The 22547-nt window shown below is 56.0% G+C and carries 21 protein-coding genes; 5 read left to right on the forward strand and 16 right to left on the reverse strand.

Going from position 1 to position 22547, the window contains the following annotated elements; all coding sequences use genetic code 11:
- Positions 1 to 76 precede the first annotated feature (76 nt).
- On the forward strand, positions 77 to 877 hold the full coding sequence (locus EV681_RS21505; RefSeq protein ID WP_130305196.1) for a helix-turn-helix transcriptional regulator: 801 nt from the start codon (positions 77 to 79) through the stop codon (positions 875 to 877).
- A gap of 230 nt (positions 878 to 1107) precedes the next feature.
- On the opposite strand, the gene EV681_RS21510 is transcribed toward EV681_RS21505, so the two are convergent.
- The 4 genes from EV681_RS21510 to prpC are packed head-to-tail and all read right to left on the reverse strand — an operon-like array spanning position 1108 to position 6996.
- Positions 1108 to 1968, reverse strand: a complete 861-nt coding sequence (locus EV681_RS21510; protein ID WP_128396547.1) for an isocitrate lyase/PEP mutase family protein — start codon at positions 1966 to 1968, stop codon at positions 1108 to 1110.
- Between the two features lie 56 nt (positions 1969 to 2024).
- A complete protein-coding gene (gene prpF, locus EV681_RS21515) occupies positions 2025 to 3215 on the reverse strand; it encodes a 2-methylaconitate cis-trans isomerase PrpF (RefSeq protein WP_130305197.1) in 1191 nt (396 codons plus the stop codon).
- Positions 3216 to 3232: 17 nt separating this feature from the next.
- Positions 3233 to 5836, reverse strand: a complete 2604-nt coding sequence (gene acnD, locus EV681_RS21520; RefSeq protein WP_128396549.1) for a Fe/S-dependent 2-methylisocitrate dehydratase AcnD — start codon at positions 5834 to 5836, stop codon at positions 3233 to 3235.
- Between the two features lie 5 nt (positions 5837 to 5841).
- Positions 5842 to 6996, reverse strand: coding sequence for a bifunctional 2-methylcitrate synthase/citrate synthase (prpC, locus tag EV681_RS21525; RefSeq protein WP_128396550.1), 1155 nt, complete (start codon positions 6994 to 6996; stop codon positions 5842 to 5844).
- 173 nt (positions 6997 to 7169) lie between these two features.
- Between prpC and EV681_RS21530 the strand changes: the two genes are divergently transcribed.
- The gene (locus EV681_RS21530) at positions 7170 to 8627 is read left to right on the forward strand and encodes a short-chain fatty acyl-CoA regulator family protein (protein ID WP_128396551.1); all 1458 of its coding nucleotides are present in this window, start codon (positions 7170 to 7172) and stop codon (positions 8625 to 8627) included.
- A gap of 123 nt (positions 8628 to 8750) precedes the next feature.
- Positions 8751 to 9719, forward strand: coding sequence for a tripartite tricarboxylate transporter substrate binding protein (locus tag EV681_RS21535; protein ID WP_130305198.1), 969 nt, complete (start codon positions 8751 to 8753; stop codon positions 9717 to 9719).
- 123 nt (positions 9720 to 9842) lie between these two features.
- Here EV681_RS21535 and EV681_RS21540 read toward each other — a convergent pair whose 3' ends face one another.
- Positions 9843 to 11033: a glycosyltransferase family 9 protein gene (locus EV681_RS21540; RefSeq protein ID WP_128396553.1), complete on the reverse strand. Its 1191-nt coding sequence runs from the start codon at positions 11031 to 11033 to the stop codon at positions 9843 to 9845.
- 332 nt (positions 11034 to 11365) lie between these two features.
- Between EV681_RS21540 and EV681_RS21545 the strand changes: the two genes are divergently transcribed.
- The gene (locus EV681_RS21545; RefSeq protein ID WP_128396554.1) at positions 11366 to 12424 is read left to right on the forward strand and encodes an asparaginase; all 1059 of its coding nucleotides are present in this window, start codon (positions 11366 to 11368) and stop codon (positions 12422 to 12424) included.
- Here EV681_RS21545 and EV681_RS21550 read toward each other — a convergent pair.
- From EV681_RS21550 to EV681_RS21590, 9 genes are all read right to left on the reverse strand, one after another.
- Positions 12418 to 13317 carry a pirin family protein gene (locus tag EV681_RS21550; protein ID WP_128396555.1) on the reverse strand — a complete coding sequence of 300 codons (900 nt, stop codon included), beginning with the start codon at positions 13315 to 13317 and terminating at the stop codon, positions 12418 to 12420. The two genes, EV681_RS21545 and EV681_RS21550, sit on opposite strands and share 7 nt — an antisense overlap.
- A 152-nt stretch (positions 13318 to 13469) precedes the next feature.
- Positions 13470 to 15056: an MFS transporter gene (locus EV681_RS21555; RefSeq protein WP_130305199.1), complete on the reverse strand. Its 1587-nt coding sequence runs from the start codon at positions 15054 to 15056 to the stop codon at positions 13470 to 13472.
- 61 nt (positions 15057 to 15117) lie between these two features.
- Complete coding sequence (locus EV681_RS21560) at positions 15118 to 16953, reverse strand: amidohydrolase (protein WP_423191230.1); 1836 nt, start codon at positions 16951 to 16953, stop codon at positions 15118 to 15120.
- Between the two features lie 63 nt (positions 16954 to 17016).
- Positions 17017 to 17439, reverse strand: a complete 423-nt coding sequence (locus EV681_RS21565; RefSeq protein ID WP_130305201.1) for a DoxX family protein — start codon at positions 17437 to 17439, stop codon at positions 17017 to 17019.
- Complete coding sequence (locus tag EV681_RS21570) at positions 17423 to 17728, reverse strand: GNAT family N-acetyltransferase (protein WP_128396559.1); 306 nt, start codon at positions 17726 to 17728, stop codon at positions 17423 to 17425. Before EV681_RS21570 ends, EV681_RS21565 begins: the two co-directional genes overlap by 17 nt.
- 70 nt (positions 17729 to 17798) lie before the next feature.
- Complete coding sequence (locus EV681_RS21575) at positions 17799 to 18488, reverse strand: hydrolase (protein WP_130305202.1); 690 nt, start codon at positions 18486 to 18488, stop codon at positions 17799 to 17801.
- 71 nt (positions 18489 to 18559) lie between these two features.
- Complete coding sequence (locus EV681_RS21580) at positions 18560 to 18856, reverse strand: putative quinol monooxygenase (RefSeq protein ID WP_130305203.1); 297 nt, start codon at positions 18854 to 18856, stop codon at positions 18560 to 18562.
- A gap of 72 nt (positions 18857 to 18928) precedes the next feature.
- Positions 18929 to 19573: a hydrolase gene (locus tag EV681_RS21585; RefSeq protein WP_128396562.1), complete on the reverse strand. Its 645-nt coding sequence runs from the start codon at positions 19571 to 19573 to the stop codon at positions 18929 to 18931.
- 207 nt (positions 19574 to 19780) lie between these two features.
- Positions 19781 to 20491, reverse strand: coding sequence for a pirin family protein (locus EV681_RS21590; protein WP_130305204.1), 711 nt, complete (start codon positions 20489 to 20491; stop codon positions 19781 to 19783).
- Between the two features lie 207 nt (positions 20492 to 20698).
- Here EV681_RS21590 and EV681_RS21595 point away from each other — a divergent pair, with 207 nt between their 5' ends.
- Complete coding sequence (locus tag EV681_RS21595; RefSeq protein ID WP_130305205.1) at positions 20699 to 21661, forward strand: LysR family transcriptional regulator; 963 nt, start codon at positions 20699 to 20701, stop codon at positions 21659 to 21661.
- Positions 21662 to 21794: 133 nt separating this feature from the next.
- Here EV681_RS21595 and EV681_RS22655 read toward each other — a convergent pair whose 3' ends face one another.
- Entirely contained in the window at positions 21795 to 22115 is a 321-nt protein-coding gene (locus tag EV681_RS22655) for a hypothetical protein (RefSeq protein WP_207227125.1), read from the reverse strand.
- Positions 22116 to 22209: 94 nt separating this feature from the next.
- Positions 22210 to 22470 carry a Uma2 family endonuclease gene (locus EV681_RS21605; RefSeq protein WP_128396565.1) on the reverse strand — a complete coding sequence of 87 codons (261 nt, stop codon included), beginning with the start codon at positions 22468 to 22470 and terminating at the stop codon, positions 22210 to 22212.
- Between the last annotated feature and the right edge of the window lie 77 nt (positions 22471 to 22547).

Consider the following 22547-nt stretch of genomic DNA (forward strand, 5'->3'; position numbering starts at 1 on the left):
TGCAGAAACTACATTTTCAGCGCAAAATAATCCCATTACAATTTAAGTAATTATCCTATTACTGGTGACAATAGCCATGATCGAGCGAAGCCTGCATCGCACCAAAACCGAGTTATCCGAGTTCCTGATCCGACACCGCAATAAGCTGACGCCGGCCGACGTTGGTCTGCCCGATAACGGACGACGCCGCACGCCAGGTCTGCGACGAGAAGAAGTCGCTGCACTGGCCGGCGTCGGACTCACTTGGTACACCTGGTTTGAACAGGGACGGGACATCCAGGTATCGGAAAAATTCCTGCTGAATGTTGCCTATACCCTCAAGCTTGACGACACCGAATGCAGCCATCTGTTTCTCTTGGCTCACAAGCGACCGCCCCCACCCGAGGCGCATCATCTGCTCACAGTCTCCCCCCTCATCCAGCAATTAATGGATGATCTGGTCACAAGGCCCGCCTATGTGATCAATCTGCGCTGGGATGTCATTGCCTGGAACGCCGCGGCCGATAAGTTGTTTGGTTTCAGCTCGCAGGAACATGAGCGGAGAAATATATTGCGTATCGTGTTCGCCAATCCCGACATGCGATGGCGCTTTTACGCCTGGCGTGAAGACGCGCCAAAGTTGCTGGCGCAATTTCGCTACGATTTTGCCATGGCGCCAGACGATCCCTCCATGCTCGCTTTGGTCGAGGCATTAAAGGCGTTGTCGCCGGATTTTCGGCGCTGGTGGCAAAAGCCGGACGATAAGCCGGCCAGTGCCATGCGATCTATCGTGGCGACCAATAACACACGGCTGTATTTCCGTCATGAAACGCTTGTGGTGGATGAACACCGGCATCTCAAAATGGTGGTGTATTTTGCCGATCAAGCGCAACGATGAAGAAAAGCAAATCCACGCAGATGCTGAAATAATGGCGCTGGTCGCCTTGTGACAATAGCAAGCGGCGACATACCGAGTTATGGCAAACGCCCGGATATGCTTAGCGCAACCCGGGCCAATGACTCAAGGACTATGTTGGTGTTGCGCCCCCATATCGGCCAGGGGCGTCAACCCGATAGCGCACGTGAGCCTTGAAACAACGTTGCGCAAATCAATACCAACTGACTAGTTCAGCTGTAGCGACTTTCCAGCTCGTCCCATTCCGGTTTACCAACCAGCCGTTGACGTTCTGCAAAAGAGGCCACCAGCCCGCTGGACTCTTGCACTTCCTTCTCATCGCGCAGCACCGTCAGTGTTTTCTGCATGCCCGCTACTGCACCCTGCAGGGCAGCATTCGCATACAGCACGATGCCATAGCCAAGTTCCGCAAGTTGATCGGCATTGAAAATGGGCGTGCGCCCGCCAATGACCATGTTCATAAGCTGGGGTTTGGCAAGGCGCTGAGGGAGCGCACGTACTTGTTCGGCTTCTGTTACCGCTTCCACAAACAGAATGTCGGCGCCGGCCTCGGCGAACTTCTGGGCGCGCTCGATTGCCGCCTCAAACCCGAGCGTGGCTGCCGCATCGGTGCGTGCCATGATCAAAAAATCCGGATCGCGGCGTGCATCGACCGCAGCCTTGATCTTGCTGACCGCTTCTTCGGTAGATATCACCTCTTTGCCTGAAAAATGACCGCAGCGCTTGGGCGCAACTTGATCTTCCAACTGGATACAATCGGCGCCCGCACGCTCCAGAACCCGCACGGTATGGCGAACGTTCAACGCATTGCCAAAGCCCGTATCGGCGTCGACAATCAAGGGCACGTCTACCGCATCGCGAATCCTTGCCGTGTGTTCGGCAATCTCGTGCAAACCCATGAACCCCTGGTCCGGCATGCCAAACCACATATTTGTCACGCCTGCGCCAGTCACGTAGATGGCTTCAAAGCCAAGATCGGCAATGACTTTGGCAGACAAGGCATTGAATGCGCCTGGAACGATAATGCCACGGCGAGCTTCGACGAGTGACCTGAGTTGCTTTCTTGTCGACATGCAGTAAATCCTTTTTTATTTGAGGGTATTAAAAGTTAAATTTTCTCGTACACTTTTCAAAGTGTATCTACAGGAATCCGGACATAGCCTTCCATCAATACGCGGGCGCTGCGGCTCATGATCACTTTTTTCACAGTCCACTGCCCGGCTTCTTCAATCGCTTGCGCACCGACCCGCAGCGTGCCCGATAGATGGCCGAAAGTCACGGACTGGCGCTCGCTCCCGCCGGCAGCCAGATTGACCAGGGTGCCGGGAATGGCCGCTGCCGTACCAATAGCCACGGCGGCGGTGCCCATCATCGCATGGTGCAATTTCCCCATGGAAAGCGCGCGTACGACAAGATCGATATTGCCGGCTGAAACCTGCTTGCCGCTGGATGCGATGTAGTCGACAGGCTGACCCACAAAAGCCACCTTGGGCGTGTGCTGCCGGCGTTCAGCTTCCTCGATATTTGCGATGAGCCCCATGCGCAGTGCGCCATGAGCACGTATCGCCTCAAACATGGCCAGCACCTTGGCATCGCTATTAATCGCGTCCTGCAGCTCTGTGCCGGTAAAGCCGATATCCAGGGCATTCACAAACACAGTAGGAATACCTGCGTTGATCATGGTGGCCTGCAACTTACCGACACCGGGCACGTCCAGTTCATCGACCAGATTGCCGGTTGGAAACATGGCGCCTGCTGCACCGTCTTCTTCGGCAGCAGGATCCAGGAACTCAAGCTGCACTTCGGCTGCGGGAAAGGTAACCCCGTCCAGCTCAAAATCGCCCGTCTCCTGCACCTGGGCATTGGTGATAGGCACATGCGACACGATGGTCTTGCCGATATTGGCCTGCCATATGCGCACAGTGGCAACGCCATTTTGCGGGATACGGTCGGCATCGATCAATCCATTGCTGATGGCATACGGTCCCACGGCGGCCGACAGGTTACCGCAGTTGCCGCTCCAGTCGATGAACGGCTTGTCAATGGAGACCTGACCGAACAGGTAGTCTACATCGTGATCTGCGCGCTCGCTTTTGGACAGGATGACCACCTTGCTGGTGCTGGATGTGGCCCCGCCCATACCGTCGGTATGCTTGCCGTAAGGATCCGGGCTGCCAATCACGCGCAACAAGATCGCGTCGCGCGCGGCGCCGGGCGCCTGAGCAACTTCGGGCAGATCATTCAAACGAAAGAAAACCCCTTTGCTGGTGCCGCCGCGCATATAGGTCGCGGCAATTTTCATCTGTGGTGCGTGAGTCATTGCTTGTTCCATGTCTGTCATAGTGCCTGGCTGGCCGCTGGCGATTCAATAAAGTCCTGCGCAAAGCGTTGCAAGACGCCTCCGGCCTCATAGATGGACACTTCTTCGGCCGTGTCCAGACGGCAGGTAACCGGCACTTCCAGGCGTTCACCATTTTTGCGAAGTATCACAAGTGTGAGCGTTGATCTTGGTTCGGGCGTTCCAACCACATCGTAGGTTTCCGTACCATCAATGTTAAGCGTCTGGCGATTAACGCCGGGTTTAAATTCCAGCGGCAATACGCCCATACCGACAAGATTGGTACGGTGGATGCGCTCAAAGCCTTCTGCAACAATGGCCTCTACACCAGCAAGACGTACACCCTTGGCTGCCCAGTCTCGCGAAGAACCCTGGCCATAATCTGCCCCCGCCACGATAATCAGTGGCTGCTTGCGTTCCATATACGTTTCGATGGCCTCCCACATGCGCACAACCTTGCCTTCCGGTTCAATGCGAGCCAGGGAGCCTTGTTTGATAGCGCCGTTTTCCTGCACCATTTCATTGAGCAGCTTGGGATTGGCAAAGGTGGCCCGTTGCGCCGTCAGATGATCGCCCCGATGCGTTGCGTAAGAGTTGAAGTCCTCTTGCGGCAGGCCCATCTTATCCAGGTATTCGCCTGCAGCGCTGTTGAGCAGGATGGCGTTGGACGGCGACAGGTGGTCTGTGGTGATGTTATCACCCAGCACCGCCAGCGGACGCATGCCCTTGAGTGCACGCTCGCCTGCCAGCGCGCCTTCCCAGTATGGCGGGCTGCGAATGTAGGTGCTCTGCGGGCGCCAGTCATACAAAGGACTGACCGCTTCGCCATCACGCACGCTAAGCGCAAACATCGGTTCGTATACGCTGCGAAATTGCTCGGGTTTAACACTGCTGGCGACAATAGCGTCGATTTCCTCGTCGCTGGGCCAGATATCCTTCAGCGTAACGGGCTGACCGTTCTGGTCGGTGCCCAGCACGTCTTTCTCAATGTCAAAGCGGATGGTACCGGCAATGGCGTACGCCACCACCAGCGGGGGCGATGCCAGGAAAGCCTGCTTGGCGTATGGATGGATACGGCCGTCGAAATTGCGGTTGCCAGATAAAACAGCAGTCGCATACAGATCGCGATCGATAATTTCCTGCTGTATGACAGGATCCAGGGCACCACTCATGCCATTACAGGTGGTACAGGCAAAGCCCACAATGCCAAAGCCCAGCCTCTCCAGTTCGGTCAGCAGATTCGCTTCTTCCAGATAGAGTTGGACCGCCTTGGAACCCGGCGCCAGCGATGACTTGACCCATGGTTTGCGCACCAGGCCTCGCGCGTTGGCGTTACGCGCCAACAGCCCGGCCGCGATCACGTTCCGTGGGTTGCTAGTGTTGGTGCAACTGGTGATCGCCGCAATAATGACCGCCCCATCGGGCATGAGGCCGGGCTCATTTTCAACCACACCTGAAATACCAGCGCTGGCCAGATCAGAGGTAGACACGCGGCGGTGTGGATTGGATGGACCGGCAATATTGCGCACCACGGATGACAAATCGAATGTCAGTACGCGCTCATACTGCGCTGTTTTCAAACTATCGGCCCACAGGCCAGCCTGTTTGGCGTAAGTTTCCACCAGCTTGACCTGCGCATCCTCCCGACCGGTCAGCTTCAGGTAATCAATCGTTTGCTGGTCGATGTAAAACAACGCCGCGGTGGCGCCATACTCCGGCGTCATATTCGAAATCGTAGCGCGATCACCCAGCGTCAGGCGGGCCGCACCTTCGCCATAAAATTCCAGGTACGACGATACCACTTTCTGGCTGCGCAGAAACTCGGTCAACGCCAGGACCAGGTCAGTAGCGGTGATGCCGGGCTGCAGTTGCCCGGTAAGTTCAACGCCGATAATGTCCGGCAAACGCATCCAGGACGCGCGCCCCAGCATCACGCTTTCGGCCTCCAGGCCACCCACGCCAATGGCGATCACGCCCAGCGCATCTACGTGCGGCGTATGGCTGTCAGTACCGACCAGGGTATCAGGGAAAGCAATCCCATCACGATTGTGAACGACCGGCGACATCCGCTCCAGATTGATCTGGTGCATGATACCGTTGCCCGGCGGAATAACGTCGACATTCTTGAATGCTTTCTTGGTCCAATTAATAAAATGAAAGCGGTCATCATTGCGGCGATCTTCGACGGCCCGATTTTTTTCAAATGCGTCCTTCTCAAAACCGGCATATTCGACAGCCAATGAATGGTCCACGATCAACTGGGTGGGGACCACCGGGTTGATCTGGGCCGGATCGCCCCCTTGTTTGGCAATGGCCTCGCGCAACCCTGCCAGGTCCACGAGCGCGGTCTGGCCCAGGATATCGTGGCACACCACGCGCGCAGGAAACCACGGAAAATCCAGGTCACGCTTTCGTTCAATCAGTTGCCGCAGTGAATCGGTCAGCGTCGCAGGATCGCAACGACGCACCAGGTTTTCGGCAAAGACACGGGAGGTATACGGTAAGGTATCGTAGGCATTGGGCTTGATCGCATCGACCGCAGAACGCGCGTCGAAGTAATCCAGGCCGGTGCCGGGCAGAGGCTTGCGGTTTTCAGTGTTCATAGGTATTAGCGTTTGTCCAGCGGGATAAATGTCTGATCTTCCGGACCATTATAGTTGGCCGTCGGACGAATAATCTTGTTGTCGATACGTTGTTCGATAATGTGAGCAGCCCAGCCTGCAGTGCGTGCAATCACAAACAGCGGCGTGAACATGGCGGTAGGCACACCCATCATGTGATACGACACAGCGGAGAACCAATCCAGGTTAGGGAACATTTTCTTGATGTCCCACATGACGCTTTCCAGGCGTTCGGCAATGTCGAACATCTTCATGTTCTGCTGCGTTGCTGACAGTTTGCGCGCAACGTCCTTGATCACCTTGTTGCGCGGGTCGGAAATAGTATACACGGGGTGTCCAAAACCGATGATCACCTCTTTGTTTTCCACCCGGCGGCGAATATCGGCTTCGGCATCATCCGGTGTTTCATAGCGTTTTTGCACTTCAAAAGCGACTTCATTGGCACCACCGTGCTTGGGGCCGCGCAGCGCGCCAATCCCGCCGGTAATCGCCGAATATATATCCGATCCCGTACCGGCAATCACGCGGCAGGTAAACGTGGACGCATTGAACTCGTGTTCAGCATATAAATTTAGCGAGGTGTGCATGGCATGCACCCACTCATCGGAGGGTTTCTCGCCATGCAGCAAGTGCAGGAAATGCCCGCCAATACTGTCATCGCTGGTCTCTACGTCGATGCACCGGCCGTTATGACTGTAGTGGTACCAGTACAGCAGGGCCGAGCCCAGGCTGGCCATCAGGCGATCTGCAATGTCGCGTGCATCCGGCAGGTTGTGATCGTCCTTTTCAGGCAGCACGCATCCCAATACCGATACCGCCGTGCGCATGACATCCATTGGATGACTGGACGCCGGCAAGGCTTCGAGCGCATGCTGCAATTGAGCCGGCAGGCCACGCAAGCGACGCAGCTTCAATTTATAGGATGCCAGTTCTGCCTTGTTGGGAAGTTTCCCGTGGATGAGCAGGTGGGCTACTTCCTCAAATTCACAGGCCTGCGCAATATCCAGAATATCGTAACCGCGGTAGTGCAGATCGTTACCGCTGCGGCCAACGGTACATAGCGCAGTATTGCCGGCGACCACGCCGGACAGCGCGACTGATTTCTTTGGCTTGAAGCCCTTTACTTCGGATGCTTGTGTCATGGTATCCCCCTCTTCTATGCAATACAAATATCGTGTAACAATCAAGATTTGCAGTTTACGCAAAACCACCGGCAATTGCATCAACAAGAAGGCGAATCTTGGTAAACTCCAGAGTGTATATTTGCGAATTTTGCGAATTCCTTTCGAATCCGACTGTTCCAGGATGAGCCACAATGCGAAAAATATTCATGGGAGTACGGTTACGCCGCTTGCGCGAAGAGCGAAAACTAACCCAGATCGGGTTGGCTCGCATGCTGGGGCTGTCAGCCAGCTACCTGAATCAGATCGAACAAAATCAAAGACCGCTGACCATGTCGGTCCTGTTACGTTTGAGCGAAGTGTTCAATATGGACGTAAACACTTTTTCAGACGACGAGCAGACGCGCATGGTAGCGGCGCTGCGTGAGGTTGCCGCTACCCTGCCGGCGTCTGCGCTTGGCGGACACGAAGCGGCGCGAATATCACATGCTGAAATGCAGGAGATCGCAACGAACATGCCCGCCGTGGGCCGGGTGTTGATCGATCTGCATCGGCGTCACCGCGAAGCGGTGGACCGGCTGGAAGCCATGGCGGAAAAGATGACCTACATGGATCCCGAAGATCCTGCAGACACGCTGATGATACAGACACAACCTTACGAGGAAGCGCGCGATTTTTTCTTTACCCATCACAACCATTTCTCGGAGCTCGACGCCCACGCCGAGCAGTGCCATACCTCCTGGGGGCTTTCCGATATGGCCCCGCCAGGCCTGGCAGACCGACTGGAACAGCGTTTGCGCGAACACCACAACGTTATTGTGGACACGCTACCGGCAGAAAAGGGCTTGCAGCGCGCTTACAACCCGGCATTGCGGCGGCTTAGCCTGCCGTCACATATCACGCCTGGGCAGCGGGCCTTTCAAATGGGAACACAACTGGCATTTCTGGAACTGAACAACATGCTTGAACGCATGGTGGACGCGCCCCGATTTTCCAGTCAGGCTGTACGCAAATTAGTACGCCTGGGTCTGGCTAACTATTTTGCGGCAGCGCTTATTCTGCCCTACAGACAGTTCCTGGCGTCTGCCGAACAATTGCAATACGACATTGACCTGTTAGGGCAACGCTTTGGCGTCAGCTTCGAGACAGTCTGCCATCGCTTGAGTACCATGCAGCGGCCCGATGCAACAGGCGTGCCGTTTTTCTTCATCCGGGTCGACCGCGCGGGCAACATATCAAAACGCCAGTCTGCGGCTCACTTTCATTTCTCCCGGGTCGGCGGGGCCTGTCCTTTATGGAACGTATATGAGGCCTTCTCAAGTCCCGGCAGAATTCTCAGGCAACTGGCCCGCATGCCGGACGGACGCGTTTACCTGTGGATTGCGCGTACGGTATGTCACCAGACCGGCGGATTCGGGCAACCAACAAAGGACTTCGCTGTAGCGCTGGGGTGCGATGTAAAACATGCACATCGACTAGTTTACGCAAAAGGGCTGGATTTCAGCAATCCAGATATTCCGACACCCATCGGCATGGGATGCCGGGTGTGCGAGCGGCCCCAATGCGCGCAACGAGCATTTCCCTATATTGGCAGGGAACTGGACGTCAATGAGAACGTCAGCAGCATGTCTCCCTACCCCATGAACAGCTAAAAAAATTCCGGTACGCAGAACGCGTTAAAGCCCGTTATGTGTTTGAAATTATTACGTTTATAATTGCCAATCGACCAGCACCCGCGGGCAGTATCTGCCGGCGTTAATGACTAAGGGCAACGAATGAAGAACACGTTCAAACCGATAAAATTTATAAGCATCGCACTCCTGGCAGTCGCACCATGCCTTGCTCATGCAGCCAGTAATTATCCAGACAAACCCATTAGCATTGTGGTCCCTTATGCAGCAGGCGGCTCTACAGACCTGATCGGGCGCGCGCTGGGCGAAAGCATGGGGCGATATCTGAAACAAACAATCGTTATCGAAAACAAACCGGGTGCGGCAGGCTCCATGGGCGCGCAGGAAATGGTGCGGACCCGACCCGATGGCTACAAATTGACACTGGCGCCCCATGGTATTTTCAGGCAACCCTATCTGCAAAAGACCCGCTATGATCCAATCAAGGACCTGACCTATATTGCATCGTTTTCAACCTATGACTTTGCTCTTGTGGTGGATGCCAAATCACCCTTGAAAACCGTCAAGGAATTTGTCGACTATGCCAAGCAGCATCCCGACGAGATCAGCGTTGGCACACCCGGGCGCTTTACCGGCAACCAGATGGTCATGGTAGAGCTGGGCAATGCCACCGGCGCCAAATTAACGCACGTCCCATACAAGGGCGATGCCGAGGCGATCACCGCACTGCTGGGCGGCCATATCAAAGCGGCCATCACCACCAATAGCATCCTGCCCTATATGGAAGCGGGAACCGTCCGTGTTCTGGGGGTCGCTTCCAAGGAGCGGCTCAAAGCATTCGACGGCGTCCCCACATTCACTGAAGCCGGCTATCCTGTCGTCATCCCCTCCCCTCTGGGGCTGGCCGGGCCAAAAGGCTTGCCTGCCGAGATCGTGGAAAAACTGGATGCAGCGGTTGCTGCAGCAGTCAAGGATCCGGTATTTTTGAAAGCCATCGGCGCCTACGGGATTCAGACTTATTACATGAATCACACGCAGTACGCCGAGTTTGCTGTCAAAACGTTCGCCGAGGAAAAAGATATTGTGGGCAAAATGAACGAGGACAATAAGTGAACGCCATGAACCTGATTGACTATCGGCGCTGACGCCGACTTCAATCGGTAGCGTTGTGTCGCCCTGCCCGTCATGAGAATGGGCGGGGTATTGAACCAGATAAGCTGCTCGCCCCCTATTGGTTCAGGCTGCCTGCGCATACTGGTCTGCATCGGGGAATGCACAACTGTGATTCCCATAATAGTACCGATCCACTGCAACGAGCGCCTCGGATACATTAAGATCCAAAACTACCTGCGAGCTTGCAACAGGTGGAATGAACGCCAATGATTTCTGGGTCTGCACCATCGCCACCACCGGTATGCCCAGAGCCGCAGCCATATGCATCGGTCCGGAATCGGGCGTCACCATGACACGCGCCTGAGCCAACATCGCGGCAAATATCCTCAGCGACTTGGGTGGGCAAAGCGTGCCTAGCGGCAATGCCTGGAGCGCCTGCTGCAAGTGGGGAATCATCGCCTTTTCTTCGGGACCAACAAAAACCACGAACCGCTTGCCTGCTTGATCCAGTTCTCTTATCAACGCCAGCCAGAATAACAGGGGGCAGACCTTGTCTGCATGACCACCCACAAAAACAGCAACGAACGATGCTACCTGACTTTCACCGCTTACCACCAAGCCCAGGGCCTGCAATTGGCTGAGCGCCACTGCCTGTTCCTGGTCCGATACAATGAGCTGGGTACTGACCGGGCCAACCGCTCCCAACGCGCGCGAGAATGCAGTGCCTGCGTCGTAAGCTTGGATAATGGGATCCTTGACCTTGATGTCATACCAAGCGGCATCGCTCTTTGGCTTTCCCATCACGTAGCGGGCGCCCAGTAGCGTCGAGACCAGCACGCCACTCAAAGAGCTGGGCGCCAGTTGCACCGCCAGATCGTAGCGTCTCGTCCGCAGGTAGCGCAAAATGGCCATGGCACGCCAAGGCTGCAGGATCGCAGACCTGGTCAGTGCAATGACATGATCGACCGGCAGATTCGCAAACAGCGCCGCTGTCTTGTTTGTAACGAGAAAGTCTATTTCCGCGTCCGGAAACCGCTCTTTTAGCGGTGCGATAACGGCAGTGCTCAGGATCGCATTGCCAATACGATAGTTAGGGCGAACAACAATAATCCTGGAAACAGCGCGCAACGCTGTAACCGGTGTTTCTTGCCTGACCCCCGAAGAGCTATCCAGCACCGAAAAAATGGATTTCCTGACGATTTTCTCTGTTTTTTTAGCAATCCGCTTCAGTGCGATTTTCGGTGCCGCAACCAGGGCTTTCACATCGAACCACCCTCGGGCCATTTCGATGGCTTCCTGCTGCTTGTCGACCATAGCACATCCCTCACTTCATAGGCGAACCGGGCGTGTCACGCCCTTGCTGGTACATGGATCGCAGTGATGGCATCGGCGTTGCCCCCCGAAACTTCATTTGTGTCTTGAATTGGGGACAATATACGCTTGGTTTATTGCACTTTTAAGATAGACGGCTACCAGGTCTTTGCTGACAGGCCAACAAATGTATGTTGCATTCCGAACCACATTGGGCAAGATTGCCGCAAGAGGATGGGTACAGATTGGACACGACATGATCGCTCACTGTTGCTTTTATTGTTCAGAACCAGAATAATCCAAACAGACACAACTAAAATAAGCAAGGAGTAGACATGAAATTATTTCCATCATTGTTATTGGGAATGTGCTGCGTTGCACCAATGAGTGCGGCCAACGCCCAGGACAAACCTATTGTTCAATTTATAGCGACTGGCGGCACCATCGCCATGAAAGTGGATCCGGTTACCAAAGGGGTAGTGCCCGTCATTACCGGCGATGATTTGCTGCAGACCGTTCCGGACGTGTCCAAATACGCTCGAATTGAAGTCAATAATTTTTCCAAGATGTCTGCCAACTACATTACGGTGGATTGGTGGATTCGTTTAACCCAGGCTGTTGACAATGCACTGGCTCGCCCTGACGTGGCCGGTGTCGTGATAGCACAGGGTACTGATACCATGGACGAAACCGCCTACTGGCTTGATTTGACGGTCAAATCGAATAAGCCGGTAGTGATGATCGGTGCTCAGCGCAACGCATCTTCGTCTGACTTTGATGGACCCCGCAATTTGCTGAACGCGGTGCGCATTGCCGTTGATGAGCAAGCCAAAGACAAAGGAGTCATGGTTGCGATGAACAATCAGATCAACGCGGCCCGACATGTCACAAAAACGCACACTGCCAATGTGGAAACGTTCAAATCGGGTGATTTCGGTTTTCTTGGCGAAGTCTGGGATGATCGTGTTATTTTTTCGAATGCACCATTACGCCGCCAACATATTGATATCAGCGCCAAGGCAGAAGACTTCCCCAAGGTCGATATTTTCCAGATGTACGCCGAAGCCGATGGAAAATACATTAAATATGCCGTGGACACCGGGGCAAAAGGGATCGTGATCCAGGCAGTAGGCATGGGAAATATGAACGTTTCCATGTTCGAAGGCGTCAAGTATGCGCTGGCAAAGCAGGTCCCCGTTGTCATTTCCACGCGCGTTCCCAACGGTCGAACGTTGCCCGTCTACGGCTTTGATGGGGGAGGCAAAACGACCTATGATGCGGGCGCGGTCATGGCCGGTGGCCGCAGCCCTCAAAAAGCGCGAATTTTGTTGATGCTTGCTATCCAGGACGGCAAAACATCAACGGAGCAATTACGCACGCTCTTTGATCAGTAAGAAGCCGGCCCTACCCCCGGCGGCGCCGGGTCCTCCGGTAGCGGCGTGAATTCTTTATCGTCTGCGTCCGGCAGCTTCATCCTTCCAGCCTTCCAGTCCGATGCCGCCTGCGCCAGCCGCTCCTTTGAGGAGGACACGAAATTCCAGTAAAGGAACCGCTCGCCTAGCGGCTCCCCGCCCAGCACCATCACTGCAGACTGCTCCACGGCTCGCACGCTGGAGGCTGCCGCCCCTAGCACCAGCATTCTGCCGGCCTCGTAGCGAGTACCATCCATCTCCACCGCTCCGGTCGCAATGTAGATCGCCCGTTCCTTGTGTCCGCCTGGTATCTCGGCGGTCGCGCCCGGCACCATGTCCAGATGAGCGTAGAACAGCGGCGAATGCGTCTCGGCGCTGGCAGTCAGGCCATAAGCACTGCCGGCAATGAGCTGTCCGACCACGCCCGCATCGTTCCATTGCGGCAAATCGCTGCCGGAATGATGGGAAAAGGTCGGGGCGATCTCTTCCAACTCGGTCGGCAGCGCAACCCAGGCCTGGATGCCATGCAGGTGATCGCCCTGCGCCCGTGCACGCTCGAACCGCTCGCTATGCGTGATGCCACGGCCCGCGGTCATCCAGTTTACTTCTTGCGGCCGGACCACCTGCTCATAGCCCAGGCTGTCACGATGCATCACTTCGCCGGCAAACAGGTAAGTGACCGTCGCAAGACCGATATGCGGATGGGGACGCACGTCAAGGCTGCGATCTATGCCTGGCGCCAGATCGAGCGGCCCCATGTGGTCGAAGAAGATAAAGGGCCCCACCATGCGCTGCTTTGCAAACGGCAATACGCGGCCAACTTCCAATCCGCCGCCAAGGTTGCGACGTCGCTGTTCAATGACCATTTCAATCATGTTGTGTCTCCTGCTTGCTCGTCGCCCGGACCATCCGTGCGACCTCCGTGTTCAAAATCAATGCCCCGAGGCCTTCAGGCTCGACCGCTTCCGGGCAATCTGGGTTCTGTGTGGGGTTCCCGTTCAAATTTCTCTCTTTCATTCAAATAGTATCAGAGTGGTCTCAACAGATGGCGCACGACAGGCGGTTGATTGCCGATGTGAAACGCATTCAACAGTTCCTGATCCAGTGCATCGCTATGGGTCACCCTCGCATGCTGGCGCTGATGCTCAACCCAGCTTTCGACGATGAATGCCTCGACCACCCGGCCTGGCTCTGCGACATCCTCCCAGACATCCCAGCGGATTGCGCCATCGCGATAGCGCGTCACGCGAAAATCACGCAGGGCGGCGATGAACGCAGCCTGTTGTTCAGCAGCGACGCGGTATTCGATCTCGATCAGGACGGGGCCGCGGTCAGCAGCAAGCGGGATGGCCACGACAGGTTCAGCCCAATGATTCGAGGGCGCCAGATCGGTGGTGGAATCCTTTGGCAGCCGCCAGCGCAGGGCCAGCAGGATCGCCAGCGTCTGGCCGACGGCAGCGATGGTCAGGGCGCCGGTAACGCCCACGCTGCTGGCAAGCGTACCCCACAGGATACTGCCGCCAGTCATGGCCCCTTGAAACACCAGCAGATAAACCGCGAGCGCCCGTGCCTTGACCCAGCCGGGCGAGGCCATTTGCGCCGCGACGTTGAGCGAGGTGAGCATGCCGATCCAGGCAAGGCCCGCAACCACCATCACTGCCCCGGCCACCCAGGCATTGGGCGCCAGCGCCAGTGCGAGGGTCGCTGCCGCGAACAGCAGTGTCGCCCAAATCGAGATTAGGTTTGACGCTACCTTCTTGCGCAGTCGCTTGAGCAACAATGCACCGACAACAGCACCGGCACCCATGCAGGCAAGAAGGCCACCATATCCCGCCGCATCAAGTCCCAGTTCGCGACGGCCCACAAGCGGCAGCATCGCCCAAAGAGCACTGCTGAACAGGAAGAAGCCCAAGGTGCGGATCAGCACCAGCCGCATCGCGGGGGACCGCCGCGCATAACGATAGCCGGCCCGAAGCGCGCCGAAGAAATGTTCGGATGGCAAGCTCTGTACGGTTGTGGCACGTTTCCATGTGACAAGCACGATCAGTACCGCCAAAACCGACACGGCATTGAGCGCGAAGACCGCTGGTACGCCGGCCATCGCAACAATCACCCCGCCAAGCGCCGGCCCTATCGCACGTGAGATGTTAACGCCGAGACTGTTGAGCGCTACCGCATCGGGTAAGGCGGCCTTGTCGACCAGTTCTGGGACGATGGCCTGAAACACCGGCGCGCTGAACGCCGCCGCCACGCCCAGAACACAGGTGGCGGCCAGCAGCACCCACGGGGTGGTCAACCCTTGAATCGTCAGGAAGGCCAGAATGGCTGCGGAAGCTAGCCCCAAGACCTGTGCGGCCAATAGCATCTTGCGGCGATCGACGATGTCGGCCAGCGCCCCGGCCGGCAGCGCCAGCAAGAACATTGGCAGGGTCGTGGCGGCCTGCACCAGCGCCACCAGCAGTGGGCTGGGCGAAAGCGAAGTCATCAGCCATCCCGCACCGACATCATGCATCCAGGTGCCGATATTGGAAATAATCGTGGCGATCCACAGCGCCCGAAAGATCGGGAAGCTCAGTGGATTTCTCGCCGGGGTGGACGTGTCAGTGGCGGTCATAGTGGCTCCTTTAGAGCGAGAAACAGACTTGGTCGGTATGTTGAAAACATGGATAGATGCGCTATACCGCCCAGCATCCGCAGCCGAAAGCACCCCAGAATGTCCCGGCGTTGGTGGCGGGAACATGCGCCCCAAGCGCAGCGACATGATCGTGCCCATGCACGGCGCAAGCACTGCTGCAGCCGCAATGCAGCGCCAGTTTGGCTTGCGCTTCAGGCGTTTTGTAATAGCCACCGAAGGTGGCGACGGGCGACCAATCGGGCATTGGCATGGGTAGCGCGGGGGCAAGCGGACCATAATCGCCCTCGCCATGCACGACCTTGCCGCCCAATACCGTCAGGACCGAGCGCAGATGCACAATCTCGGCCTCGGGCACAGAGAAATAATCGTCCGACAGCAGGGCAAAATCGGCCAATTGCCCGGCCTTGATCTGGCCCTTCTTGCCCTGTTCGTTGGAAAACCAGGTATTTGCCTCGGTCCAGAGCCTGAGCGCGGTTTCACGATCAAGCCGGTTGGCGGCAGGGTAAAGCCGTGTACCGCCCAACGTCTGCGAGGTCACCAGCCAGGACAGCGACACCCAAGGATTATAGCTGGCCACCCGGGTCGCATCGGTGCCGGCCCCAACAGGCAGCCCCGCCTCCAGCATCTTCCTGATTGGCGGGGTGGACTCGGCAGCCTTCGCGCCGTAGCGCTCAATGAAATACTCGCCCTGATACATCATCCGGTGCTGCACCGCGATGCCGCCGCCTAGCGCGGCGATCCGGTCGATCGAACGATCGCTGATCGTCTCGGCATGATCAAAGAACCAGTTGATGCCCTGCAAGGGTACGTCCCGGTTCACCTTCTCGAAGACGTCGAGCGCACGGGAGATCGTCTCGTCATAGGTGGCATGCATTCGCCACGGCCAGCGGTTCTCGGCCAACAGGCGGATCACTGGCTCCAGATCAGCCTCCATGTTCGGCGGCATCTCGGGGCGGTCAACGCGAAAATCCTCAAAATCGGCGGCCGAATAGACCAGCATCTCGCCCGCGCCATTATGGCGATAAGTGTTATCGCCCTGCCCCGGGCTGATTTGCTTGGCCCAGGAAGCAAAATCGGACAGCTCCTCTTTCGGCTTCTGGGTAAAGAGGTTATAGCTGATCCGTACCGTCATCTGGCCATCATGATGCAGCTTTTCAATGATCACGTAGTCATCGGGATAGTTCTGGAACCCGCCGCCCGCGTCGATGACCGAGGTGACACCGAGGCTGTTTAACTCGCGCATAAAATGCCGCGAAGAGTTGGCCTGATAATCCGGATCGAGCTTCGGCCCTTTGGCCAGCGTCGAATAGAGGATCGTCGCGTTGGGCTGTGCCAGCAGCAGTCCTGTCGGATTGCCCTTCGCATCGCGCATGATCTGGCCGCCGGGTGGGTTCGGTGTTTCCTTCCCATAGCCGACGACGCGCAAAGCGGCAGCGTTCAACAGTGCCCGGTCATAAAGGTGCATGATGAAGACCGGCGTATCGGGGGCCACAGCGTTCAGTTCGTCAAGCGTGGGCAGACGCTTTTCCGCGAACTGGTGCTCAGTGAAGCCACCCACCACGCGCACCCATTGCGGTGCGGGCGTGCAGTCTACCTGACGCTTGAGCATCACCATCGCCTCGGCAAGCGAAGGCACGCCGTCCCAACGCAGCTCCATGTTGTAATTGAGTCCGCCGCGAATGATATGGGTGTGGCTATCGATCAGCCCGGGAATCAGACGGCGGCCCTTTGCGTCGATGATTTCAGCCCCGGGCATGGCGGCGCGGATCTCAGCCTGCGATCCTACTGCGAAGAATTTGCCGTCGCGGATGGCGACCGCCTCTGCGCAGGGGTTGCCCCGGTCAAGTGTGGTGACCTTGGCGTTGATGATGATCATGTCTTTCCGGGACATCCGGTTCTCCATAACGGTTAAGGTGATTGGGCAGGTAAGACTACTTCGTCACAAGTCGGGGGACGGGTCTTGGGCGAGATCCACCCAGGCGACAAGCAGGAATCCCCCGATGAGACCGAGATGTTCGAAAAAGGCATTGGCATCCGCGTGCCTGGCCTTGCCTGCCGGTTGCTCCCAGAACCGCAGCGCGATCAGGGTGGACACAAGTGTGAACCCGGCCAGGGTCAGCGCACCCAGCCAGCGCAGCAGACCCGTTAATATCAACACAGAGGCGCCTAGTTCCAGCACGATTACCAGAACGGCAAACAAAGCGGGCGGGGTCAGGCGAAAGTGGGCCATCTCAGCGAGGGCGCCAGGAAAATCGCTCAGCTTGACCAGACCGCCCTGGATATAGGCCGCGCACAATCCCAGATGTGCGAGAAACAGAATCGCGATCGACAATGCGCCACCCGCTTCAATGCTGAATGACATCGGCCCACTCCGGGTGCTTCAGTGACTGCGCCCGCACGAAGGGGCACAGCGGCACAATGCGATAAGCCTTGGCGCGGGCATCGGCGATCAGGGCTTCGACCAGCGCCGAAGCGGCGCCTGTGCCGCGCATCGCATCAGGAACAAAGGTATGGTCAGCGATGACCAGCACACCGGACACCTTCGAGATGGCCAGTTCCCCCTCTCCTTCAATACCATTGATACGGGCGACAAAGCGACCCTTCTGGCCTTTATCCTCGTATGAAATCCGAACCGCAGGTTTCTCGGTCATTGCAACCTCTGTGAATTTGAATAGATAGGGTGACCACACATCGATCGGCAAGCGCCACCCTAGGACTGACTCAGACTGCCGGATTAGGTCCGATGGTCTCGCCGTGTTCGACACGCTCCGGGGCCTTGTGAACCATGGTGTAGGCGTAATCGGCGCCGATACCGTACGCGCCCGAATGCGCTTTGACGATGTCGAGCGTGGCGTCATAGGTCTCCTTGCGGGCCCAGTCGCGCTGCCATTCCAACAGCACCTGCTGCCAGGTCACCGGCACCACGCCTACCTGTATCATCCGGTCCATCGCATATTCATGCGCCTCAACCGAAGTGCCGCCCGAGGCGTCGGCCACCATGTAGATCTCATAATCGGTGTCCTTCAGGCACGATAGCGCGAAGCTCAGGTTGCAGACCTCGGTCCACAGCCCCGAGACAACTACCTTCTTGCGACCCTGCGCGGCATTGACGGCCAGCGCATCGCGCACGTTCTGGTCATCCCACGAATTCATAGAGCTGCGTTCCAACAGCTTGTTATCTGGGAATACGGCCAGCAGTTCCGGATAAGTGTGGCCGGAAAAGCTGAGCGTCTCGACCGTAGTGATGGTCGTGGGCACGTCGAAGGCTTTGGCGGATTTGGCCAGCGCGACGACATTATTCTTCAGCGCCTGACGGTCGATCGACTGAACGCCGAAAGCCATCTGTGGCTGCTGGTCGATGAAAATAAGCTGGCTGTTCTGCGGGGTAAGCAGTTCAAGTTTACTGGACATAAGAAATCTCTCTTGATGGTTGGAAAACAGGATATGCCTCAGGGGACATCGTGGCGCACTGCCTGATGGTGTCAGACGACGCGCTTCAAAATATGCGCGAACTCCCGCCTCTCAACGTTACTATCACCATTTTCGTGAAAGTGCTGAATGTGTGAGCCGTGTTCGTGATGCTTGGCCTGAGCCTTGGTGGACGACCACTCCTCCACAAATACGAAACGCCCTGGCTCGCCCTGGTCTTCGTACAGGTCATAACGGATATTGCCGTCCTCGTTGCGCGACGGCTCGACAAGCACGGACAGATCGCGGCGCAATTGGTCCTCCTTGCCTGCCTTGGCCTTGAGCCCAACAACAATGAATAAATCGCTCATTCGTTCTTCCTTGCAGAGTGTTTGGTGGTGGTCCAGATTGCGACCAACCACCAGCAGATGTCAGACGTTCGCTTACTTCTTGGCTGCACCCTCTGCTGCCTTTTCTACGTTGAAACCGTCAAAGTTGTCGAACACGCCCATGAAGCCAGGCACCGTCGCCTCGCGCGCCCAGTCGCGCTGCAGCTCGCAGTACATCTGCACTCGGCTAATGAGCTTTGCGCCTGCCTGCTCGATGCGGCGCAACGCTGCTTCATGCGCGGCAAGGGAGGTGCCGCCGACCGCATCGATCGGTACATAGACCTCGTAGCCTTCCTGAATCGCGTCAAGCGCAGGAAAGGTCAGGCACGCTTCGGTCCAAAGCGCGGTCATGATGAGCTTGCGGCGACCCACCGCTTTTACCGCTTCCTTGAAACCGGTGTCCTCCCAGCTGTTGATCGAGGTACGGTCGTAGGTCGGCAGGTGGCCGAGCACAGCCTGCAGTTCCTGGATCGGCGGCTTGTTGAGACCCGTCGCGATATTGACTGTCGAGTGAATGATCGGCAGGTTGAAATTGACGGCCGCCTTGGCGGTGCTCACGATGTTGAACACCAGCTCGTCGCGCGGCATTGAGCGAATCGATGAGACCTGGATCGGCTGGTAGTCGATAATGATGAACGCCGCGTTCTCGGGCGTCAGCAGTTGGTCGGTTTGTGGATTGCGGATAATTTCACTTGTCATAATATTCTCTGTCGCTGTAAAGGGGATTGGATTTCCGGGAATAGGTGCCAGTGGCACCATTGCTTGCAAGCAGTAATGTGCAGTTTCCAGGCTCGATAAGGTAGTGCTATTCTGTGGCCAGCTGCGTTGCAGAAACAGGAACGCTGAATGCACATCGAAGAACTACTGACATTCGTTGACGTTGGGGGAGTTTGCCTATTCAACAAATCAATGATGGGCGGCAGCATCAACCAAAATCAACTCAGCATCCGCATGCGCAGTTATCCTGACAATATTCTCATCATGAATTGCCACGCCATCGCCGGCGCTCAGCCTGATGCCGTTTATCTCTATGGTTCCAACAGCCGGCACCAAATAGCCATATCGGTGCGCATCAGAAAATTGATACTCAACTGTTCCACCCGCTCTGACTGTGGCACCTGACACACGGGCATCGCTTCGAATTGGCAACGCATCTTCATCCTCTTCGAAGCCGCTTGCAAGCGCCACAAATCGGTTCGTACGGCCGTGCTTCGGGAAGGGTTTCGTGCCCCAGGATGGCGGCTGCCCATGTTGATTGGGCAGGATCCAGATCTGGAAAATGCGGGTTATCGTCGATTCCACGTTGTACTCAGAGTGCCTTATACCGGTTCCGGCACTCATCACCTGCACATCTCCGGCAACCGTACGGCCTTGATTACCCAGGTCGTCGCGATGCGTAATAGCGCCCTCGCGCACATACGTTATGATTTCCATATCCGCATGAGGATGCGGTGGAAACCCAGTGCCGGGTTGTATAATGTCGTCGTTCCAAACGCGTAGCGCGCCCCAGTTAACCCGCTTGGGGTCGTGGTAATGGGCAAATGAAAAATGATGTTTGGCATTAAGCCATCCATGATTTGCGCCACCTAAGCTGTCAAAAGGTCGGTATTCGATCATAAGTCCTTCCTGAGCGCCTGCAAGTATTTTTTCTTAGTGTAATCAGCATCGCCATCACCAGGAACACTCAGAATCGAATACCAACGTTTCCGTTTTTGATGTGTTGCCACCGCGCTTACTGTGCTCAAATCACGTGCATACTCACACATTTCCAGCGTCTGCCATAGACCGGCCCTGGATCTGCTAAAGGACATGGTTACTGCTCAAATGAAAAAGAAGCTACCCGACTTGGAGGCATGGGCAATTTTTGCCAAGGTTGCGGAAACCGGCTCATTCGCCCGTGCTGCAACTGAGCTTGGACTATCGCAAGCGACCGTTTCAAAAGCGATATCAAGGCTTGAAACTCGCATGAATGTCATGCTTGTTCAACGTACCTCACGCAGCGTGTCTTTAACTGACACAGGTCATGCTGCACTTGAGCGCGCCATCAATATTCTCGAGCATGGTGAGGCGGTAGAGGCGGACATTACAGAACAATCGACCAGCTTGCGTGGCTTGGTTCGGATATCGCTCCCGGTGTCTTTCGGCGTCAGCCGTCTATCACCCATCCTGTCGGATTTTCTCACTATGCATCCCGACATAGAACTGGATGTGGAATTCAGTGATCGGCAGGTAGACCTGATAGAAGAGAAATTTGATTTCGCCTTGCGTATTGCGACGTTGATCGATTCCACACTTCTGGCTCGACAGTTGTGCCAGGTACGAATCCTGTTAGTCGGCTCGCCTGCCTACTTCAAGCGCTACGGCAAGCCCCAACACCCCCGCGATATAGCCAATCATAAGACTTTAAAATACTCTTATACTCGCGGCAGAAAAGGCTGGCGATTTTTACATAAAGAGCACGGCGAGTTTACCCAGATCAGCCCCATTCAAATGAATGCTAACAATGCAGACGCATTACATTACGCCTTATTAGCAGGATTGGGGATGGCGCTTCAGCCAGAGTTTCTCGCTTGGGATGGATTACAGTCTGGTGCATTGGAAACAGCGATGGATGACTGGCAGGTCGAACCTCTGTCGCTTCATATTGTGGCCCCTCCTGGTCGCAGACGGCCCATTCGCGTTCAAGCCCTCATAGACTACATTCTACAGACGCTGACAAAAGAACCGTGGGCTCATTTTATAGAAGGCGCCCCGACTGGCACTGACCGGACACAGCCATTGAGCTAGATTTGTCGGTATCAGCAATGAGACTGAAAGGCCTCATGGGCAGGTGACATTGCGTACAATTTATTTAGCCATTCGAGTCTCAATCGGAGATCGCGTACACCTACGCTTTCTCTTCTAATAGTTCCACCCTGAGTCACTCTAGCAAAGACTCGATGTCTTTTCGCTCAGCAAAATCCGGGTGTTTAAAAATCGATATCGCTTGCGGCAAAAACACGCTTTCAGCGCATGGCTTTATCAAGGCTGCGCTGTCAACCAATCGCCCTGCCGTCCTAGCCCAACCCACGGCAATACCATGCCCTTCCACTGCAGCTTGTGGCATCATCGGGTAACTGTCGAAATAGCGACCTTTGGCGATGACCGCCTGTATGTTGATGTGGGGAGCGCGACCTGTTTTGGGCTCGGCGCCACCCACTCGAGCGCTTATGTGCTGTGTTCCGCCATTTTTGTGCTTCACCTCACTGGGCACTCCTGCACACAGGTGCAAGTCATATTCAGGAATATTACTTGAGCGCTCGTCCGTTCAGCGGCGGGCGCTAACCGGAAATGGATCAGTTGCCGATATATTCGTCGGTTGTATGAGCGGCTTGATAGACAGCCAGATCGCGTTGCACATCGCTGCGGTTGCTGGTACTTTTGATGCGAATAACAGGATATGCAGAGTTTTGCTCAGTGTTTTGTTCAACAACCAGATTTTCCTGCACTGGGCTGACGGCATTGTCAGGGAAAGGGTAGGAACTTTCTGAACTTGCGTGAGCTGCACCGGCAACAAAAACTGCACCGATAAAAAGGGCTGTGGGTAGTGTTTTCATGATTCTTAACTCCATTAATTGGTTGGGAAAATTCGTTTTTTTCTGCTTGCACCTTTCGGCGCGATGCGACATTCAGT

This window comes from Advenella incenata, assembly GCF_004217095.1.
Classification (GTDB): Bacteria; Pseudomonadota; Gammaproteobacteria; order Burkholderiales; family Burkholderiaceae_B; genus Advenella; species Advenella incenata.

Bases quoted from the DNA above. Each gene is read 5' to 3' on its own strand.
- EV681_RS21540 (WP_128396553.1), bottom strand. From the start codon at position 11,033: ATGGTCGACAAGCAGCAGGAAGCCATCGAAATGGCCCGAGGGTGGTTC.
- EV681_RS21510 (WP_128396547.1), bottom strand. From the start codon at position 1,968: ATGTCGACAAGAAAGCAACTCAGGTCACTCGTCGAAGCTCGCCGTGGC.
- EV681_RS21595 (WP_130305205.1), top strand. From the start codon at position 20,699: ATGAAAAAGAAGCTACCCGACTTGGAGGCATGGGCAATTTTTGCCAAG.
- EV681_RS21545 (WP_128396554.1), top strand. From the start codon at position 11,366: ATGAAATTATTTCCATCATTGTTATTGGGAATGTGCTGCGTTGCACCA.
- EV681_RS21550 (WP_128396555.1), bottom strand. From the start codon at position 13,317: ATGATTGAAATGGTCATTGAACAGCGACGTCGCAACCTTGGCGGCGGA.
- EV681_RS21580 (WP_130305203.1), bottom strand. From the start codon at position 18,856: ATGAGCGATTTATTCATTGTTGTTGGGCTCAAGGCCAAGGCAGGCAAG.
- prpF (WP_130305197.1), bottom strand. From the start codon at position 3,215: ATGACTCACGCACCACAGATGAAAATTGCCGCGACCTATATGCGCGGC.
- EV681_RS21555 (WP_130305199.1), bottom strand. From the start codon at position 15,056: ATGACCGCCACTGACACGTCCACCCCGGCGAGAAATCCACTGAGCTTC.
- EV681_RS21530 (WP_128396551.1), top strand. From the start codon at position 7,170: ATGCGAAAAATATTCATGGGAGTACGGTTACGCCGCTTGCGCGAAGAG.
- prpC (WP_128396550.1), bottom strand. From the start codon at position 6,996: ATGACACAAGCATCCGAAGTAAAGGGCTTCAAGCCAAAGAAATCAGTC.
- EV681_RS21505 (WP_130305196.1), top strand. From the start codon at position 77: ATGATCGAGCGAAGCCTGCATCGCACCAAAACCGAGTTATCCGAGTTC.
- EV681_RS21575 (WP_130305202.1), bottom strand. From the start codon at position 18,488: ATGTCCAGTAAACTTGAACTGCTTACCCCGCAGAACAGCCAGCTTATT.
- acnD (WP_128396549.1), bottom strand. From the start codon at position 5,836: ATGAACACTGAAAACCGCAAGCCTCTGCCCGGCACCGGCCTGGATTAC.
- EV681_RS21565 (WP_130305201.1), bottom strand. From the start codon at position 17,439: ATGTCATTCAGCATTGAAGCGGGTGGCGCATTGTCGATCGCGATTCTG.
- EV681_RS21585 (WP_128396562.1), bottom strand. From the start codon at position 19,573: ATGACAAGTGAAATTATCCGCAATCCACAAACCGACCAACTGCTGACG.
- EV681_RS21570 (WP_128396559.1), bottom strand. From the start codon at position 17,728: ATGACCGAGAAACCTGCGGTTCGGATTTCATACGAGGATAAAGGCCAG.
- EV681_RS21590 (WP_130305204.1), bottom strand. From the start codon at position 20,491: ATGATCGAATACCGACCTTTTGACAGCTTAGGTGGCGCAAATCATGGA.
- EV681_RS21535 (WP_130305198.1), top strand. From the start codon at position 8,751: ATGAAGAACACGTTCAAACCGATAAAATTTATAAGCATCGCACTCCTG.
- EV681_RS21605 (WP_128396565.1), bottom strand. From the start codon at position 22,470: ATGAAAACACTACCCACAGCCCTTTTTATCGGTGCAGTTTTTGTTGCC.
- EV681_RS21560 (WP_423191230.1), bottom strand. From the start codon at position 16,953: ATGATCATCATCAACGCCAAGGTCACCACACTTGACCGGGGCAACCCC.